Source organism: Agrobacterium sp. CG160-95 (assembly GCF_053521725.1).
The window spans coordinates 470,737-489,799 of record NZ_JBNWDU010000003.1 but is presented as its reverse complement, the minus strand read 5'-3'; the positions used below and the strand labels follow the sequence as shown (position 1 = coordinate 489,799).

Annotated in this window: 12 protein-coding genes; 4 read left to right on the top strand and 8 right to left on the bottom strand. The window is 60.6% G+C overall.

All coding sequences use genetic code 11. The features are described from left to right. Positions 1-54: 54 nt before the first annotated feature. Together ACQZ63_RS13590 and ACQZ63_RS13585 are read left to right on the top strand one after the other, a co-directional pair. The gene (locus ACQZ63_RS13590) at positions 55-4,488 is read left to right on the top strand and encodes an amino acid adenylation domain-containing protein (RefSeq protein WP_448799271.1); all 4,434 of its coding nucleotides are present in this window, start codon (positions 55-57) and stop codon (positions 4,486-4,488) included. 48 nt (positions 4,489-4,536) lie between these two features. Then, positions 4,537-5,883 carry a condensation domain-containing protein gene (locus ACQZ63_RS13585; RefSeq protein WP_448799270.1) on the top strand — a complete coding sequence of 449 codons (1,347 nt, stop codon included), beginning with the start codon at positions 4,537-4,539 and terminating at the stop codon, positions 5,881-5,883. Between the two features lie 318 nt (positions 5,884-6,201). On the opposite strand, the gene ACQZ63_RS13580 is transcribed toward ACQZ63_RS13585, so the two are convergent. The 7 genes from ACQZ63_RS13580 to ACQZ63_RS13550 form a co-directional block, all read right to left on the bottom strand. Then, complete coding sequence (locus ACQZ63_RS13580) at positions 6,202-9,057, bottom strand: condensation domain-containing protein (RefSeq protein WP_448799269.1); 2,856 nt, start codon at positions 9,055-9,057, stop codon at positions 6,202-6,204. A gap of 69 nt (positions 9,058-9,126) precedes the next feature. Continuing rightward, entirely contained in the window at positions 9,127-9,405 is a 279-nt protein-coding gene (locus ACQZ63_RS13575) for a phosphopantetheine-binding protein (protein ID WP_080849789.1), read from the bottom strand. Next, a complete protein-coding gene (locus tag ACQZ63_RS13570; protein ID WP_448799268.1) occupies positions 9,398-10,237 on the bottom strand; it encodes a siderophore-interacting protein in 840 nt (279 codons plus the stop codon). Before ACQZ63_RS13570 ends, ACQZ63_RS13575 begins: the two co-directional genes overlap by 8 nt. A gap of 232 nt (positions 10,238-10,469) precedes the next feature. Beyond that, positions 10,470-11,423: an ABC transporter substrate-binding protein gene (locus ACQZ63_RS13565; RefSeq protein ID WP_019566926.1), complete on the bottom strand. Its 954-nt coding sequence runs from the start codon at positions 11,421-11,423 to the stop codon at positions 10,470-10,472. A 23-nt stretch (positions 11,424-11,446) separates the two neighbouring features. Then, complete coding sequence (locus ACQZ63_RS13560; protein WP_019566927.1) at positions 11,447-12,511, bottom strand: FecCD family ABC transporter permease; 1,065 nt, start codon at positions 12,509-12,511, stop codon at positions 11,447-11,449. An 11-nt stretch (positions 12,512-12,522) separates the two neighbouring features. After that, the gene (locus ACQZ63_RS13555) at positions 12,523-13,536 is read right to left on the bottom strand and encodes a FecCD family ABC transporter permease (RefSeq protein ID WP_448799267.1); all 1,014 of its coding nucleotides are present in this window, start codon (positions 13,534-13,536) and stop codon (positions 12,523-12,525) included. Next, positions 13,533-14,348: an ABC transporter ATP-binding protein gene (locus tag ACQZ63_RS13550; RefSeq protein ID WP_065658486.1), complete on the bottom strand. Its 816-nt coding sequence runs from the start codon at positions 14,346-14,348 to the stop codon at positions 13,533-13,535. The genes ACQZ63_RS13555 and ACQZ63_RS13550 overlap by 4 nt, the downstream gene beginning before the upstream one ends. 200 nt (positions 14,349-14,548) lie before the next feature. Between ACQZ63_RS13550 and ACQZ63_RS13545 the strand changes: the two genes are divergently transcribed. Then, positions 14,549-15,850 (top strand): NtaA/DmoA family FMN-dependent monooxygenase, encoded by a 1,302-nt coding sequence (locus ACQZ63_RS13545; protein ID WP_065658487.1) that lies wholly within the window; start codon positions 14,549-14,551, stop codon positions 15,848-15,850. 2 nt (positions 15,851-15,852) lie between these two features. Here ACQZ63_RS13545 and ACQZ63_RS13540 read toward each other — a convergent pair whose 3' ends face one another. Then, positions 15,853-16,629 carry an IclR family transcriptional regulator gene (locus tag ACQZ63_RS13540; protein WP_065705812.1) on the bottom strand — a complete coding sequence of 259 codons (777 nt, stop codon included), beginning with the start codon at positions 16,627-16,629 and terminating at the stop codon, positions 15,853-15,855. Positions 16,630-16,900: 271 nt separating this feature from the next. On the opposite strand from ACQZ63_RS13540, the gene ACQZ63_RS13535 reads away from it, so the two are divergent. Beyond that, positions 16,901-19,003, top strand: coding sequence for a TonB-dependent receptor (locus ACQZ63_RS13535; protein WP_448799266.1), 2,103 nt, complete (start codon positions 16,901-16,903; stop codon positions 19,001-19,003). Positions 19,004-19,063: the final 60 nt, after the last annotated feature.

Below are 19,063 nucleotides of genomic sequence, written 5' to 3'. Positions count from 1 at the left end.
GGTGGCTTATACTTGATTATGATAATCATGTTTTGTCAATCGGTGCAAATTCACATGCTAAATTTAACCCCCATGCAGGTTGCCTACTGGGTCGGCCGAGAGGCGGACGGGATACTCGGAAAAGTTACGCCGCATCTCTATCTCGAGTTCGAAGGCAGGGGGCTGGAGGCGGAAAGACTGGCCGTCGCGGTCGAAAGGCTTTGCCGGCGTCACCCCATGCTCAACCTCAGGATTGATGCGGAAGGGCGACAGACGGCGGACCCCGCCGGCCGGCCGCTCCGCCTCGACGTGGAGGACATGGCGGCTCTCAATGATGAGGCGCTTGCGCACCGTCTTGCCGCCAAACGTGAGGCGTGGAGCCATCGCCAGATCGATCTGCGTGTTGCCCCGCCGGCGGCAGTGTCGCTCAGCCTGCTGCCCGCAGGTCGCGCCAGGCTGCATTTGGATACCGACATGCTGGCCATCGATCCCGCCAGTATGCGTATCGTGCTGGAAGATCTCGCCCGCTTTTATGAAGCCGACGCGGACGAACTCGAGCCATTGGGGGATACACCACCATCGTTTTTCAGCTGGGCGGAACGTCTTGCATCCGATCCGGAACTCAAAGCCCAGCGTGAAAGGGACCGGCTGTGGTGGCGGCAACATATTGCCGATATTCCGGAGGCACCGCCATTGCCGTTTTTGCCCGAGGACCCGTCACGCGCCGTTCACACCGATCGCCTTGCAGCAAGACTTTCTCCGGCTGAACGCAGCAGTCTGGAACGGGTGGCGCGGCGCTGCGGCGTGACCACGTCGACCCTGTTGCTTGGTGTCTTTACAGTGGTGCTTTCGCAAGCGACGAATACGGAAAAGTTCCGGCTTTCCGTGCCGGCTTTCTGGCGCGCGCCGCTGGTGGAAGGGGTCGATGCCATCGTCGGCGAATTCTCCAATGTGCTCATGCTTGGCGTTGATATCCGGCCTGAGGAGAGCCTTGAGCGACTGCTTGGACGGCTGTTCGGAGAAATGAACGGGCTTCTGGCGCACCAGTCCTATCCCGGGGTCAGCGTCATGCGCGACCTTTCCCGCCTGCGCGGCGGTTTGCAGACCTCACCGGTTGTCTTTACCGCGGGTGTCGATTTGCCCGGGGGCGAGTTGTTTTCGGAAAATGTGGCGCGCGTGTTCGGCCCGATGATCCACACCGTTTCGCAGGGGCCTGGAGTTGCGCTGGATGCGCAGGTCGCAGCGCTCGATGGCGGGCTTTTGATCAACTGGGATGTGCGGCTCGATGCGCTGCCGGAAAGCTGGCTGCGAGCCCTGTTCGACGCCTATACCGCCCTTCTTCGCCACCTCGCCGCCAGCCCCGATCTCGTTTCCGAGACCGTGGAGCGATTAGGCTTGCAAGCGCCTGAAGCGATAGTGCAGACAAAAGGAAAATCCATGGAACGGCCACTCTCAGCCTTGCAAAAGGCCTATCTGCTCGGTCGCGGCACCCATCTGCCGCTGAGCGGCGTGGCGATGCAGGAGTTCCGCGAATATCGCGGCAATATCGATCCGGCATTGCTTCGCTCGCGCCTCACCGCAATGGTCGAGCGGCATGAAAGCCTGCGCACCCACATCGATGAGCGGCGTCTGGTGCAGGTGGTCTCGGATGAGCCGAAGCTAAACCTTGATATTGTTGATCTTTCGGACCTGTCCGCTGCCGAAGCCGAACAGCGGATCGGCACCGTGCGGCAGGATTTCTCCCATGCCCATTTCGAACTTGCCGCTCCTCCCTGGCAGGTCACGGTGTTTCGTCTGCCGGAGGTTGCGGTGGGGGACAGCGTGGCGGTCTTCCTGCGCTTCGACGCCCTTATTCTCGACGGACGGGGAATAGCCAGCCTTGCGGCGGAACTCTTCGATGATGTCGTGCCGCCCGCATCAGCCGTCGCAGCCACCGCCGCGCAGCAGGATATCGCAGCGGCCCGCGCCGAAGATGCCGCCTATTGGGCGGAGAAACTTGAGGGTGCGGAAGTGCCCTCGCAACTGCCGTGGAAAGCCCCGCTCGAAACCATTGCCGTTTCGCGTTACAGCCGCCGGAGCCTGACCGTGGAAAAACAACGCTTTACCGCCTTTTCACGGATCGGCGCGAAAGAGCGGCTGTTCAAGAATTCGGCGCTGACGGCGGTAATCCTCGATGTGCTGTCGCTTTGGCTGAACGAAGGTGCCCTCGTCGTCGGCATTCCCGTCGCCCCGCAGGTGGAAGGCGCCTTTGCCAATCGCTCGAGCTTCATCGCGGTCAAATGGGATGCGGCCAGGGGCGATTTTGCGGAGCGGGCCGCAGCTTTGCAAACCGATGTGCTTGAGGGCCTCAATCATCTGGCTTTTTCAGGGGTAGATCTCAATCGCATCCTTCTCAACGCCAATCCCGGCGGGCTCGCCCTGCCTGTCGTCATCACCAACGGCCTCTCATGGCCCACGCTTTCGCAAGCTTCCACGCTTCGTTGGACGGACGGGCTTACCCAGACGCCCCAAGTCGCGCTGGATTTCCGTTTTTCGCAAAACCCGGATGGCGATCTCGTCCTTGCTATCGACTATGCGGAGCAGGCGATCGATGCCGCAATGGTGGCGGACATTCTCGGCGCCATAGAGCGTGCGATTGCCGCGATCACCGCCAGCGGGACGTTCTCGATGAATTCCCGTGAGGTCGTCGACCTGTCGCACTACCGGCTGAATGGCGACGAGCGGAACTTCGTCTGCCCGCCATTACTGGAACGGATCGCCTCGCATCTTTTCGAAGGAGACGGATCGCGCACGGCCCTGATCAACGGCAAACGGCGCATCTCCTATCACGAACTTGGCGACGCGGTGGCGCGGGCGATGGCGGGCCTTAAGACGCGCGGCATTGGCCGGGGCGATGTCGTAGCGGTGTGCCTGCCGCGCAGCCCGGAGCACACGGCCGTCACGCTGGCCGCTGCACTTATCGGCGCCATTTGGGTGCCGATCGATGCGAGCTCGCCGGAAGATCGCCTGCACTATTTGCTGACCAATTGCCGCCCGGCCATGATCGTCGCCCGTTCCGTTCCGCAAGGATTCGACGCTGTCGGTCCCGAGGAGCTTCTCGCAGCGCCAGCCGCCTCCGGCGTGCCCGTTAACGCGGCGGAACTGGCGGTACTTTCAGCAAGCGAAGCACCCGCTTATTACCTCTACACTTCCGGCACGACAGGCAAACCGAAATGCGTCGTGCTCTCTAACAGGGCCACGGCCAATGTCATCGACAGTACGCTTTCGGAATGGACGGTGACGGAGAATGACGTCTTTATCTCCATTACGCCCTTGCACCACGACATGTCGGTCTTCGATGTATTCGGCGCGCTTGCCGCCGGTGCGACGCTGGTGCTGCCGGAACCCGGCGAGGAAAAGGATGCGGTCCGCTGGAACGAGTTGGTGGCCGAACACGGCGTTACGCTGTGGTGCTCGGTGCCGGCGATTCTTGAGATGCTATTGTCCTGCCATCGTGGCGACCAGCTCGGCTCGCTCCGGCTCGTCGCGCAGGGCGGTGATTACATCAAGCCCGTGGTCATCGAGGAGTTGCGCCGGCTGAAACCCGAGCTTCGGCTGATATCGCTGGGCGGGCCGACGGAAACGACCATCTGGAGCATCTGGCACGAGATCGTGACAGCCGATACCACGGCGATACCCTACGGGCATCCCTTGCCCGGCAATCGCTATTTCATCCTCAATGATCAGGGCGGCCATTGCCCGACGGGCGTTGTCGGGCGCATCCACACAGTGGGCGTGAATGTGGCGATCGGCTATCTGGAAGATGGCGCCATTACCCAGACGGATTTCGTGACGGTCAGCGATACGGATGGACATGCGGTGCGCGCTTTTCGCACCGGAGACAGGGGCCGTTACCGGCCGGATGGCAAGATCATGTTCGCAAGCCGGGTCAACGGTTACGTCAAGGTGCGCGGGGTGCGGGTCTCGCTGCCGGATGTGGAAAATGAACTCATCCGCCACCCCTCCATCCAGCGTGTACTGGTGGTGGATTACGGTGCCGAGCAAAAGGGGGAGGCCGCTATCGGCGTGCTTTATGTTCCGATGCCCGGCCTTGAGCTTTCCACCGCCGATCTGCGCAATTTCGCCCGCAGGCATCTGCCGGAATCGCATGTGCCCGGCCGCTTTCTCAATGTCGCCGATCTGCCGCTCTCGGCCAATGGCAAGCCGGATCGCCGCCGCGCCCGCGAATTGCTGACGGCAGCGGAACCGGCAAAGGCACCCGCGGCTGTAACAGTCGCCGATCAGGGTGATCGCCGGGTGCTGGATATCTATCTCGGCGTTCTGGGCAAAAACCCGGCAAATGTGGACACGAGCAGCGATCTGCTGGCGCTTGGCCTTTTGCCTTCGCATCTGAAAACCGTCTCGGCCGAAATTCGCAGCGCCTTCGGCGTGGAGCTTTCGCCGCAGCAACTCCTGCGTTGCCGAAACGCCAAACAGGTCAGTTCGCTTTTACCCGCTTCGGCGGCATGAGCCGCGTTATTGCGGCCCAAATCACGGAAATAATTCAAGGAAAAACAGATGGCGCATATCGATCCTGCCGGCGGCTGGCTTCCCCTGACCCAGCCGCAACTCGATTTTTGGGAGGAGTTTTCCTTCCATCCCGACGAGCCGGTCTCCACCGTCGCCCATTACATCGAGCTTTCCGGTGCCGTGAACGAGGGCGCTCTGCTTGAGGCAATCAGGCGCACCGTGCGCGAATCGGAAGTTCTGTCGATCCGTTTTCGCGTCGGTGAGGATGGCGAGACGCCACAGCAATGCTGCGATCCGCTCCACGCTCCGATGGTCGAGCTTGTCGATCTCCGTGCCCATACAGCGCCTTTCGAAGAAGCGCTGGGGCGCATGAACGCGGATGTCGAGGCAAGGCTTGATCTTCGAACCGACAAGCTCTCCGCCCAGGTGCTTTACCGCATCGCCGACGATCGCTACCTCTGGTATATCCGTGCCCATCATATCGTCGTCGACGGTTATGGTTTGACGCTGGTGGAGCAGCGCTGCGGGCAGCTTTACGGGCACTATTGCGGCAAGGGCGAGGCGGGTCCGGATTTCCATCCTTTCCCCAGTTTTCTTGCCGAAGAGGACGCCTACCGGCAAAGCCGCCGTTTCGAAAAGGACCGCGAGTTCTGGACGGCCTATCTCGCGCCGCCGGTGGATCTGCCCGTGCTGGACAAGGATTGCGAGGATTACGGTGGCGGCGGCCTGCATGCCGATGCGGGGTTGCCGGAAGGTTTCAGCACAAGACTGCAACAGATATCCAGCGCACTGGAGATAGGCTGGCCGGACCTGCTGGTGCTGCTTTCAGGCCTTTATCTTCACCGCGTATTGCCGCGCCCGGATCGCGATGTGCTGACGCTATGGCTGCCCTTCATGAGCCGCTGGGGCAGTGTCGGCGCGCATATGCCCGCCATGCTCGTCAATATCCTGCCTTTCCATCTGACGATAGAACCGCAGGAGAGCCTTGGTAGCTTCCTTGCGCGCAATGCCGCCAATCTGCGCCGGCAACGCCTGCATGGCCGCTACCGCATCGAACAGATCGCCGCCGATCGCAACATATCAAAGGGCCGGCGGTTTTTCTTCTCACCGCTTATCAACGTCCTGCCCTTCAGCGCGCCGGTATTTGCAGGGCTTGCCGTTATCAGGCACATTCTCGCCAATGGTCCGGGCGACGGGTTCAACCTGACCTTCCGTGGCGAGGATGACGGCAGTGATCTGAACCTGCATATCGACGCGGATTCCGCACTGACCGAAGCCGACGATTTCGCGCGTTACCGCGAGGAGTTGCCGCTGTTTCTGCATGCCGTGCTGCGCGACGAGGCGCTGGCGGCTCCGGCCGAAGAGGTTTCCGCGGCCTTCCGTCTGGCGGTTTGAGAAGCCGGGTACTCTGCAAGAAGGGGACGGAAATCTCTCTGCCGTCACTCTGCATTTGGTCGGGAGTGACTGGGTGCGGATGTGATAAACCCGGCTCCGTTATGCAAAACCCTGCCTGATGGGGTGACATGCACTCCTCCCACACACGTCATCCTTGGGTTTGTCCAAAGGATCCAATCACGCCCAATTAAATCCAGGCGTCGCAGATGCTCGGGACAGGCCCGAGCATGACGGAAGAGAGCTTTCCGGACATTTGTTAAAAAGCAAAACCCGGCGCCGCCATGCGGAGCCGGGTTTATTGGGAAGCCTGGCCAGCACTCAGGCTAGCGTGGTCAGCACACGGCCCGAAGCGCCTGCTTCGGCGAAACGGCTGAAGACGCCGCTGGTGGTCGTGCGCAGCCGGTCGACATCCTCGGGGCCGTAGCGGTCGGAGCGGTAGCTCATCAACACGCGGATGGAGCGTTCGCCGCCAATCGTTTCTTCCATTACCTCGAATTGCAGCCCCAGCATGGATTCGTGCTTGTCGGGATCGATCTGCCGGAACTCGACGGTTTTGCCGTCCGGCCCTGAAAGCGTGCCGTTCAGCTTGTTCTTGGCGTGGATCTGGATGAATACCTCGAACAGATGGTCGCGGCCGGGCGTCATGCCGAGCGCCTCTTCGACGAGATCGATTGGAATTTCGCTGTGTTCCAGAGAGCCATTGACCGTGTTCTTCACCGAGGAAATCAGTTCGCCGACCGTCATCTCCTCGCGGAAACGCACACGATGGGCAACGACCGTGGTGAAATAGCCGATCGTATCGAAATAGCCGCTGTCGGTGCGCCCGGACGCCGATGTGCCGACCACGAGATCGCTCAGCCCGCCCAGATGGCGCAGCGACGCGGCGATGGCGGCATAAACGACGTTGAACAGGGAGGCGCTGTTCTGCTTGGCGATGGCGTAAAGTCCGTCGCTGACGTGTTTTTCCAGCTTGAACTCGATCCAGCCGCCCGCCGGCGCCTCGTCGTGGGCAGCATCTGTCGGCGTGCTGTTCTGTCCGGTAAGGACCAGGCCCTTCGGTGCGTCCCGCAGCATATCGGTCCAGTAGGCAAGGTGGTCGCCGTTGACGCCGGATGCCACCTGTTTTCTGGCGAACTCATGGAAGGGTGCGGGCTTGTTCGCAAAGACGGGAGCCTTGCCGGTGGCTCTTGCCCTATAGGCCTCGGTCAACTCGTCCATCATCAGGTTTACCGACCATTCGTCCAGTACGATATGGTGGAAGAGGAAAGAGAGCACCTGGCCGCCGGTTTGCGGATTGCGCAGGAAACGCAGCCGCATCGGCAATTCGCGGGCAAGGTCGAACCGCCAGGAAGCCTCCGTATGCCGGTCTACGCCGTCGCTTTCTTCGCTGGTCCAGAACCATTTGTAGCCGGGCAGGTCGTGCATTGGCACGATCTTTTGCAGAACCGTGCCATCCTCGACATAGAAATGGGTTCGCAGGCCGGGATGACGCTCGATAATATCGAGGAATGCGCATTCGAAAGCGCTTTCATCCACCGGATCGAGGAAATCGAGCGCGAAGGGGATGTTGAAAATCTCGCCGAAACCGAAGGCGGCATAGGCTTTCCAGAGCGACATCTGCGCAAGAGAAAGCGGTGCCGTCAGCGAGCCGGTCGCGGTTGCTTCCGCCTGTGCAGGGGCGGCGGTTTCGAGACGCGTCGCCTGTTTTGCGAGCGATGCGGCGGTGGGATAGCTGAACAGGTCGTTGAAACGCAGCTCGATGCCGTGATTGCTCAAAAGGCGTCCGATGATGCGGGTCGCGATCAGCGAATGGCCGCCAAAATCGAAGAAATCGTCATCCGGTCCCATGTCTGGCGACGCAAGCGCTTCGCGGAATTCGGCAAGGATCGTTGCGGCAGTCTCGTCGTCGCTGGAGCGGGAGGCGGCGGGCAGGGATGCTGCAGCCTCCGGCCCTGCGGACGAGGTTTGATGCGTAACGCCGGAAAAATCCGCACCGCCTTCGAGATGGGCGATGAAACGCTCCAGCAGGAATGCCGTCGCATGCGGCGAGGCCTCCTTGCCGCCGGTCAGTTCCAGACGGATGTGGCCATCAACTGTGCTGCCGGCAGCGAGCGTCAGGCCAAGGCCGGACTGGAGAGAGGGGAGTGGCAGGCGCTCGAACCGGAGCCGCTCGACGGATGAGGTTTCAGCCGATGTTGGCAGCGTCTGAAGCGTGAAGGTGGCAACCTCGTCGTTGTGTTCGCCATGTCGGGCCAACCCAGCCAGCACGGCTTTTTCGGCCTCCTGCGGCGACTGGCCACGTGAGATCGAGACGCGGGCGACCGCATCTGCCGGAAGCGGCAGGCCGGCCTCGTTCCCGGGTTGCAGGGGCAGGCGCAGGGTAACAGTGTCGAGATCGCCACTGGCCGCCAGAAAAAGCGCGAAACGGGCACCGGTGCGTGCCAGAAGCGCGTCCGTTGCGGCCGAGCCGTTTGGGTCGAGAAGGGCAGCCGGAAGATCGACGCCGTGGCAGTGGCTCGCCGGCTTGGTCGCGTTATTACGCGGAGAGACGACGGGCGTGCTGGAGGCCGGTCCTTGCAGCCAGGGGAGCGGAACTGGATTGACGATGGCGTTTTCGGTGATGCGTGGCGAAAGCGGCTTTGGTGCCTCGCCAGCATTGGCTGCGGCAATGGCGCCCAGCAAAATCTGCGGCGAGAGGGATTCACCAAGCAGGCCATGCACCAGAAGCGCCAGCAGTACCTCTCCTTCGCTCAAGAGCACGATGGCCTGAAACGGCGGATCGATTTCCGCGTCGAACGGGCTTGCCTGAAGGTCGTGCAGAAGGGCTACCGCTTCGTCTTTCGATGGCGTCTGAAACAGCTGCACGAGAGATGCCGAAGGGGCCTCTACGCTCTTGGCAAGGGTGCCGTCTTCTCCAAAGGTAAACCGCACGCGCAGTTCGGGCCATGCCTCGCAAACCGTCTCCAGTGCCGATGTCAGGCGCAGAAGGTCGCTCTCGCCGCCGATGCGGTAGGTGAGAATATGCCGGAAGACCTGATCGGGGTCCTGAAACTGCTGGAACCAGACCCGCTCCTCATATTGGCTTGGCTGCGATCCGCTCCGTGGGGCTTCGTCCGCATTGTCGAAGGTTTGTTCGATGCGGCGCGCAAGCATGCGCGAATTATCTGCTGCCATGGTCCTCTCCTTGGAAGTATAATGTTGAGGTACGTCGCGCTTGGCGGGGAAAGTCCCCTCTTGCGGGGATCAGCAGCCCGCGCGCGACTGCTCGATCAGCGCCTGCCAGGCGGCAAGCGTGGGCTGACGGGCGAGATCGTCATAGTGAAGTCGCGTGCCGGCGAGCTGCGAAAGCGGCGGGATCAGGCGCATGAGAGCGAGGGAGTGAAGTCCGCAGCCGAACAGGTTGGCGTTCGGGCCGATATGCCCCACCTCATCGTCCAGAACCTTGGCGAGATGGGCTTTGAGTTCCGTCGTCATCATGTCCGCCTCCAGCTTGCCAGCCGCCGCGATTGCCGGTTCATTCATCGAAATGATCGTGAACGCCGCTTGCCCCGCGCCGCCAGTAGCCGGAAGCGCGCGTCCATTTGGGGTTCGCGCCGTACTCGCCGATCAGAATGGCGCGCAGGTCTTTCGCCGCTTTCGATTCGCAGGCGACCCAGTTGAAGAAATCGCCCTCAGGCAGTTCAAGCGTACGCAGCGCCTCCGTCAGGGCGTCGTGATCGGCGCCGCCCGCGGCCTCCTGCGTTACCCAGATGATCGACGCGTCAGCTTTCGTGGCGAGGTCCAGGCGATCAGCCTCCGTCTCAACTTCGATCAGGGCGACGACGCGGGTGCCCTCGGGCATTTCTTCCAGTCGCCGTGCAAGGGCGGGAAGGCCGGTATCGTCGGCAATCAGCAGATGCCAGTCGAAGGTGAAGGGAATGGTGAACGAGCCGCGCGGGCCTGCAATCCATGCCTTGTCGCCCACCCTGGCGGATTTTGCCCAGTTGCTGGCGGGGCCATCATGGTGCGTGGCGAAATCGATGGCGAGTTCGCCCTTCTCGGCATCGAAGCTGCGCGGCGTGTAATCGCGTGCGAGCGGGCGCGGCGCGCCTTCGGGAAATTCGAGGCCGTTCGGGCCGATCACCGGCAGGTTAGGTTCGGTTTCGCCGGGAAGCGGGAAGAACATCTTGACGTGGTCATCAAAACCGAGACTGGCAAAGCCTTCAAGCTCAGGCCCGGTCAATACGATGCGCACCATGGACCGGCTGAGTTTTTCCACGCGGGCCACGTCAAGGCAGCGTAGCTTGACGGCGTAACGATGGCGTTTGGGGGTCCGGTCCGGAACGCCGGTTTCGATGCTTTGTGCAATGCTCATGTTGCTGTCTTCCCTGGGATATCGCCGATGGGGATCGGCAGTTTCGCTGTCCCGGATCGGCATGCCGGACAATCGCGCACCGGAGTTTTCCGGCGGGAGATCCGACGTCGTTGTGTCAAGATGCGCGAACCATAACAGGCGGTTCCGGCGGTCGCAATATAAGTTTCTTCAAAAACTCAAGTTTATGTCCGGCGCATGGTTTGCGCCGGAATTGCGCTTGTCGAAAAGGCGTTTAACGGCGGCCTGCCCAGCTTTCCACCGCGTCCAGCGTGTGCAGCGCGCTTGGGATGGACGGCGTCGTGACCCGGCTGGAATCGAGAAAGATGATCCGGCCGTCACGCGCCGGTTTGACGAAGCGTTCCCAGCCGGGAATGATTTTTTCGAGTGCGGCGCGCGTTCCGGCTTCGCCTCGGGCGGGGCTGTTATAGCTGTTCATCACCACCAGCAGATCAGGGTTGAGCTTGCCAAAAGCCTCGGCACTGAGCGGCATCGTCAGGGTGGAACCCAGCCCACCCGACGAGGTGGCGTTGTCGATTTTCAGCCGTGCGTAACCCAGATCCTCGAGCGCCTGCACCGCACCGGACATATCGCCGACCGCGTTGATCTGGTCGGTCAGCAGAATTGCGAGATAGGTCTTGCCTTTTGCGTCTTCGCCGAGTGCTTTTTTGACGGTGGCGAGTTTCTCGTCATAGGTCTTCCGGCGCTCGGCAAAAGCGTCACTTCTGCCAACGAGACCCGAAAGATTCTCTTCGACGCTGAAGCCATAGGTGTGGCCAGTGCTTACCTTCTGCAGATAGACGGGCGCGACGGTGGAAAGCTGCTCGGCCTTGCCGCTGTCCATTTCCGTGGCGACGATCAGGTCAGGTTGCAGCGCTCTCAGCTTTTCCAGATCGATCTGACCCACCGCGCCGAAACCTTTCGGTTTCGTGCGGCCTTCACCGAGAACGGTGTCGATGAAATCAACGGCAGTGGCGAATTTGCCGTCGCTGTTGCGGCCATAGGCGCCTACCACGTTGGCGCCAAGATCCATCAGCGGCACGCCCAGCAGCGGTTCGTGCATGACGACAATGCGCTGCGGCTGCTCGGGGATGGAGACCGTGCGGCCGGCGGCATCGGTGACGGTTCGCTCTGCGGCAAGGCTGCTTCCGGCGGTCAGAAGTGCTGCTACGAGGATGGCAAATCGCATGGCATACCCTTTGTTCAATTTCTTCAGTGGCGGTTAGTTCTGCGCAGCGCCTGCAGGCGCAGCGTGAGGATGAAAAGCGGCACGCCGATCAGCGTCAGCGCAAGGCCTATCGGCATCGGCGTATCGGCCACCAGCCCACGCGAAAGCGTATCGGCGGTCACCACCAGAATGCCGCCCGTCAGCCCCGACAGGAAAAGCCTGGCGCGACCGACGGCGGGCGACAGGAAGGTGGCGAGATGCGGGGCGATGACGCCGAGAAAGGTCAAGGGGCCGACAGCGGTGACGGAAGCGGAGCTGAGGATGACCGCAAAAACGATGACGAGCGGGCGCGAACGTTTGACCGTTTCGCCGAGCGCCATGGCCATCTCGTTACCGAGATCAAATACTGCAAGCGCCCGGCCGATGAGGAAAATGCCCACAAGGCTGACCGCGAAAAGAGGCGCGAACACGAGGATGATCGGCCAGCTCGCCTGAAACAGCGAACCCGCCATCCAGTCTGCAAGCGACAGCGATGTTTCCGTTGGTGTGTAGAGCAAAAGCACTGATGAGACTGATGAAAGGGCGGATTCGATTGCGATGCCCATCAGCAGGATGGCGAGCCCGCTGGAACGTTCGCGCCCCACGAGCGCGATGAGCAGGAAAGCTACCGCAAGGCCGCCGCCGACGGCCGCAAGCGCCACCATGGTCTTGGGCGCCGCCGGCACCAGCACCAGAAGCAGCATTATGGTGGTCATTGATCCCTGGCTCAGACCGAACAGGCCGGGATCGGCAAGCGGATTGCGGGCGACCGATTGCAGCATGGCCCCGGCCAGCGCAACGCTCCATCCGGCCATGAAACCAAGCAGGATGCGCGGCAGCCGTACCGTCCACAGCGCATAGGCCTGATCGTCGCTCAAATGCCCGCCGGCAACGCCGTGCAGAAGGTCAATGAGACCGGTCTGTGTATTTCCGAGACTAATGGAAATGGCGGCCAGCACCAACGCCAGCAGGATCAGTGCAAGGCCGGCCTTTAGGTTGCCGATGCCGATCTGCATCCCGCTCGGCAGCCGCAGGACCGCTTTGCCATCGGTGGCCAATTGCCTTTTCATGACAGCCCTCTTCATGACAGTTTATTGGCCGAAGGTGAAAGATAGAAGCGCTTGACTATGACGATGAAGACGAGGCCGCCGAGCAGGTCCATGAACAGTCCGGTATTGACCACATACGGCCTGAACAGGGTTTGCGCGCCCAGATCGGCCAGCACGCACAGAATCGCCCCGACAAGGGCTGAAGCGGGCAAAGCGAGCGTGAAATTCACCCCGACCAGCGGCCGGACCATATGCGGAACGATGAGGCCGACGAAGCCGATGGGACCGCAGATGGCCACGGCCGAGCCGGACGCCAGCATTGTGGCGAAAAGTGCGATCCGGGAAACGCGCGTGACGTTGACGCCGGCGGAAGCGGCTTTTTCCGCACCCAGCAGTACCAGCGTCAGCGGGCGGGCAACCGACCAGAGCATCACCATCGCAATGGCGCCAATCCACCAGAAATCGGTGAGGCGCTCGGCATAGACGTGGTTGATATTGCCGCCGACCCAGCTCAGGAATTCGGCGCGACGTGTGGGGTTTGACAAAAGGAGGGCATTGGTGATGCCGATCAGCAGCATGGAGACAAGCGCACCGGACAGGATGAGCGACAGGCCGCGCGGATCGTTTGACCGCCCGGCCAGCCGGGCAACGAGGAAGCAGGCGCCAAAGCCGAAGCTGGCGCCGATAAGCGCGATGAGCCCCTGTATTTCGGGCGAGAAATCGAACACCAGCGCACCGGCGACCACAAAAAGCGTCGCACCGGCATTCAGGCCCAGGGTGGAGGGCGAGGCGAGAGGATTGCGGGCAAGCCCCTGCAGCACGCAGCCACTGACGGCCGTGGTGGCGCCGACATAGATCGCAATCAGTGAGCGCGGGATTTGCTGATAGAGGAGAACCGACTGTTCATAGGTTTCGGCCTCGCCGTGCACGAGCGTCGTCGCGATTTCGGCAAGTGGCAGGTCGCCAGTCATCAGCACGAAGTTGGTGACGAGAACAACGGCCAGCAAGATCGCGGCGGCAAAGATCAGCATTATTTTAGATGTCATGCCGGAATGGCCTGTTCCTGCCGCTCCAGCCGCGGCACGCAGATGAGCCGCCCCTGCCGGGAAAATATGTCGGCCTCGAGATCAAAGACGTCGGCCACATTGGCTGATGTGACGGTATTCGCAACAGGCCCGGAGGCGAGAACCCGTCCGGCTTTCAGCATGATGACGTCATCGGCGAAGGTTGAGGCGAGGTTGAGATCATGCAGCACGACGATAACAGTTTTGCCGTGCCTGTCCGTCAGTTCGCGCACGAGGCTGAGGACGGCATATTGATATTTCATGTCGAGATGGTTGACCGGCTCGTCCATCAGGATCACCTCCGTGTCCTGAGCGAGCACCATGGCGATGAAGGCGCGCTGGCGCTGGCCGCCGGACAGCGTGTTGACCTGCGCCCTGGCCTTGTCTTCCAGCCCGACGGTCTTCAGCGCTTCGGCAAAAAGCGCCCGGTCGCGTTCGGAGGGACCGCCGCCAAGCCCGTAACGTGCATAACCCGCAAGCTCGATCAATTCGCCAAGCGTCATATAGTCAGGGCAATGGCATTCCTGCGGCAGATAGGAGATGCGGCGGGCGAGTTCGCGGCGTCCGATCGCGCCGATCAGGCGGTCACCGAGGCTTATCCTGCCTGATGATAAAGGCACGAAGCCCATGATGGTCTTCAACAGCGTCGACTTGCCACAGCCGTTGGGTCCGACCAGCGCTGTGACGCGGCCGGTTTGAAAGCGGGCAGACAGGCCCTGCAATACGGCGATGTGTCCGTAACTCGCATGAAGGTCCGTGGCATCAAGCACCGGATTACAACTCCTGTTATTCATAGGGCCATGCGTCGACTCGACGCACGTCCTACCTAAGCTGTTGAATTCACATATCGAACTTGCGGAAATCGGGTTCTGTACCGGCAAGCGCGACAGGCTGGTCTTGAAGCGACACTAAACTATAGTAAAATTCTCCACAAATCGAAATTTGCCGATTCACATCGCGGATTTCGTGATGATTTTTTCATTCGAGGTGTTTCATGTCAGTCGCGCTCAAGCTTCACGTCGGCATGTCGCTGGCGCCAACCTGGCTCAGCGGCGAGGCATGGCGGCGTCAAGACAGCGGTATAGACGGGGTTTTCTCCAGCGATTATTTCGTCGATCTTGCAAAGCGCGCCGAGGCTGCGCATGTGGATTTTGTCTTCCGGCCCGACACGCTGTTTCTGCGCACTGAGGGGCTGGAGACCGGCGGCGGATTTGCGAGCATGGACCCGAACATGCTTCTGGCCGCCATCGCACGGGAGACCAGCCATGTCGGCCTGTTATCCACGGTTTCAACGACATTCCTGCCGCCTTATGTGATTGCCCGCCAACTGCAATCGCTGAACTGGCTGAGCAATGGCCGGGCGGGATGGAACATCGTCACGGCGCTGGACGGCCACGAAAATTTCGGCCTGAAAGAAATGCCATCGCCACAGGAGCGTTATGAACGCGCCGCCGAGTTCACGCAGGTAGTACAGCAGCTCTGGGCGAGCTTTCCCAACGAGGCGCTGAAGCTGGACAAAGAGAGCGGGCGTTTTGCAGATCCGTCGCTGGTCCAGCCAATCGCGCATGAAGGAAAGCACTTCAGCGTCAAAGGCCCGCTCAACCTGCCGGCCCATTCCAGCCGTATTCCACTGGTGCAGGCTGGAGCTTCCCCCGAAGGCCGCGATTTCGCAGCCTCCGTTGCGGATGCGGTCTTCGCCTCGACGCCGGATATGCAGGCGGCAATCGAGCTTCGGGCGGATTTACGGCAAAGAGCGGAGCGGCATGGGCGCTCACCGGATGTGGTGAAGCTGATGCCGGGTCTCAGTCTTTATCTGGCGGACACCAAGAAGGAGGCGCTGGAGCTATTTGCGGAGACCCACGCAAGGGCCAACCATGGCCGCATATTTGCATCCATTCAAAATCTGACGGGTCTTGACCTTTCCGACTGGTCGCTCACGCGGATCGTCACCCCTTCTGACTTGCCGCCGCCGCCCGAGACACCGAGAAGCCGCACCCATGCCAATCTGCTCCGCCGGTTGATCGAACGGGAAACGCTGAGCGTTGCCGAATTGTTGCGGCGACCGGAAGTGATGGGGTCGGGCCATTGGCAGATCATCGGCACGGTTGAGGATGCTTTTGAAAGCATCCGCGAATGGGTGGCGGCCGGCGCGATAGACGGCTTTGTCGCGGTGCCCGGCGGTTCGGTCGCGTCGATGCGGCTGGTGCTGGAGCGGCTGCTTCCGAGGCTCGGCGATGCCGGGCTGTTCCGCACCGCCTATTCCGGCAGCACCTTCGCCGACCACCTGGCCGGATAGGTTTACGAGCCGCCGGATTCTGCCGTCGCCTTTCCGGCCGCTTCAAGAAGCTGCGGAAAGTGCCGCTCGGTCTCGGCGGTCGCGAGGAAAGAAACGGTGGTGACGACGCAACAGATTTCGCCCTGTGCGTCGAAAACCGGGGCGGCCTTGCCGGTCAGGGCGGAGAACAGGTGTTCGTTGAGTTCCGCCCCGCCTGTCTCACGAATGGCGTGCAGGACTTTAGCGTCTGGGCGGGACCCGCGAAAGGCGGGCGGCTGCAGCTTGCGCACCGGCGCTGTCCTATCCGGTGGCAGATAAGCCTGAAAAAGCAGCCCGCAGGCGCTGTTATCCAGCGGTAGAACATCCCCCAGCGCCACGGTGCTGATGGAGAAGCTGGCACTCCTGTGCCACTGCACCACGGTCGGGCCGCGATCGGTCCAGATCGCCACGCCGCAACTGGCGCCGATCTGCGAGGCCAGTGCTTTCATCTGTCGACCGGCGGTTTCGACCGGATTGATTCGTCTGAGCGCGCTGACGCCTATCGAGAGCGCGGTTGGGCCGAGGTCGTAGCTGCCGGTTGCAGGGTCCTGTGCCACCAGTCCTTCCCGCACGAGGCTTTGCAGGTAACGATGAGCTGTGGAACGGCCTGTGCCGGCGCGTTTGGCGAGTTCGCCCAGTGCAAGCGCCCCGTCCGATTTTGCCAGAAGGTCGAGAAAACGGGCAGCAATAGAGACCGACTGAATGAGGGCAGAGCGCTTCTCTCCGTCGTTTTCAGGCAGATTGTCCGGCTCGTCATCCATGGCGTCCAAGTCGCTCCCCGATTTATGTCGTGAACATGCCTAGCGCATCCGACCGGAAATCGGAATCGATTTCTGAGTTATTTCAACGCCTTCCCCTTGAGGCGGGGAGTTACATGACAACGGCCAGTCGATAAACTTTGTTGTAAATATGGCACATCCCGTTACGGAACCCTATCCGTCCACAATACGGAACGCATTCTCTATTGCGAAACGGATAACGCTTCCGTTACTTGAATATGACTTTGATACTCATGTTTATTAGGGGTGTGTTATGGGGTTTCGTTCTAGCGGCCGTTTGATGGGCGGGGTCAGCGTTTTGACGCTGGCCGCCCTGTTTGTGACGCCGATTTTCGCCCAGGAGCAACAGGCCGAGGCCTCGGGAACGACCGTTCTCAAGCCGATTGTGGTGACCGGCGAAAAAGTCGCGCGCGACATGAAGAACACGGCGTCTTCCGTCTCGGTCAAATCCAGCGATGAACTGAAAAAGGAAAAGACCGGCGATCCAACCGTCTCAGACGCGATCAAGGACATTCCAAACGTTGTTTATACCGACAATGTCAGCGCCCCGATCATTCGCGGTCTCGACACGCAGGGACCGAACACCGGAGCAACGGCGTTCTTCGCCGGCACCGTGCCGCGCGCCACGATCAATGTCGATGGTCACTATCTCGGTTATAACGAGTTCATCTATGGCGCGACGTCCATCTGGGATGTCGAAAGCATCGAGGTCTTCCGTGGGCCGCAGACCACATCGCAGGGCGCTAACGCCATTGCCGGCGCCATTCTCGTCAATACCAAGGACCCGACGTTTACGCCGGAAGCAAGCTATCAGGCCGAAATCGGGAATTATCACCAGAAGCGGGCGTCCTTTGCGGTCTCAGGCCCGTTGATCGAAGACGAGCTGGCGGCGCGTCTGGCAATCGATTATTCGGGTCGCGATACCTTTATCGATTACATCAATTCCGGTTTTGCCCACGCAGGCACCAACCAGGATTTCAAGGAATTCAACGCGCGTTTCAAGCTTCTGTGGGAACCGCCGGAAATTCCGGGCCTGACGACCAAGCTGACTTATTCCTATAACGCCGCCAACCGGCCGAGTCAGGAAGCGGCGTCGCGTCCTTTCGAGGATCTCAACCACGTCACCACCACCATGCCGAGCTGGAGCCAGAATACCCACACCGGTATTCTCGACATCAATTACGACTTTGAAAACGGCGTAAAACTCTTCAACCAGACGCAATTTTCCGCCTCAGACGCGCGCCGCAGGGTGGGTGTGGTCAATAATGGCGACGCCAATATCGATCAGAAGAATGTGTCCCACGAGACCCGTGTGACCTTCGGTGACCAGGAAGACGTTCTGAGTGGCGTCGCGGGCATCTATTACGCCCATACGCAGGCCGATGAAATTCTCTATCTTCTGAACCCGGCAAACAGAAGAACCCTTTCGACATTTGACGATACCAAGGACAATCTCGGCATTTTCAGCGAGTTGAGCTACCGTCTGACCGACCAGTGGACGCTTACCGGCGGCCTGCGTTACCAGACCGATCGTATTCAGCGCGCGGGCCGCTCCGTCTATTCCAACGTCGCGGTTGATTTTGACGAGACCTTTTCCGAATTGCTTCCCAAGGCCTCGCTTGCCTATGCGATCAACGATGACTGGACCGTTGGCGGCATGATCAGCCGTGGTTACAATCCCGGCGGCATATCGCTGAACATCTCGTCGGGCCAATGGTTGCCCTTCGAGAAGGAAACCATCTGGAACTACGAACTCTACACCCGCGCGAAGTTGCTGGATGACAGGCTGACGCTCAACAGCAACCTGTTCTACATGGATTACAAGAACGCCCAGTACAATATTCCGGTCGTTATCTCGTCAGGCATTACTCAATCCTACACCATCAATGCGCAGAAAGCGCATGCCTATGGTCTGGAAGTCGGCGCCGACTATCAGGTTCTCGACAATGTGACGCTGAAGGCAAGTGCCGGCGTGCTGAAGACCGAAATCGACCAGATTTCCAGCAATGCCAGCTATGCAGGCAATGAATTCGCGAAATCGCCTGGTTACATGTTCAGCATCGGGGCAAGCTGGGATGTGACCGACAAGTTCACCGTCTCGGGTCAGGTGCGTCATATCGATGGTTATGATTCCGATACGGCCAACACGGCTGCCTATGCGATCGACCCCTACACCATCGCCGATGTGCGTGCGAGCTACAAGTTCCAGGAGGAGATGGAGGTCTACGCTTACGTGAAGAACGTCTTCGACGAGCGTGCGCCGACCTATATGCAGCAGAACCGCGGCATTGGCGGCATCGAGGCCAGCATGACCGAACCGCGCATGTTCGGCATTGGTGTCAGAGGCACGTTCTAAGCGATTGCCTGAACCGGAAAAGTAAAAAGGCCTTCGAAGTGATTTTCGATGGCCTTTTTT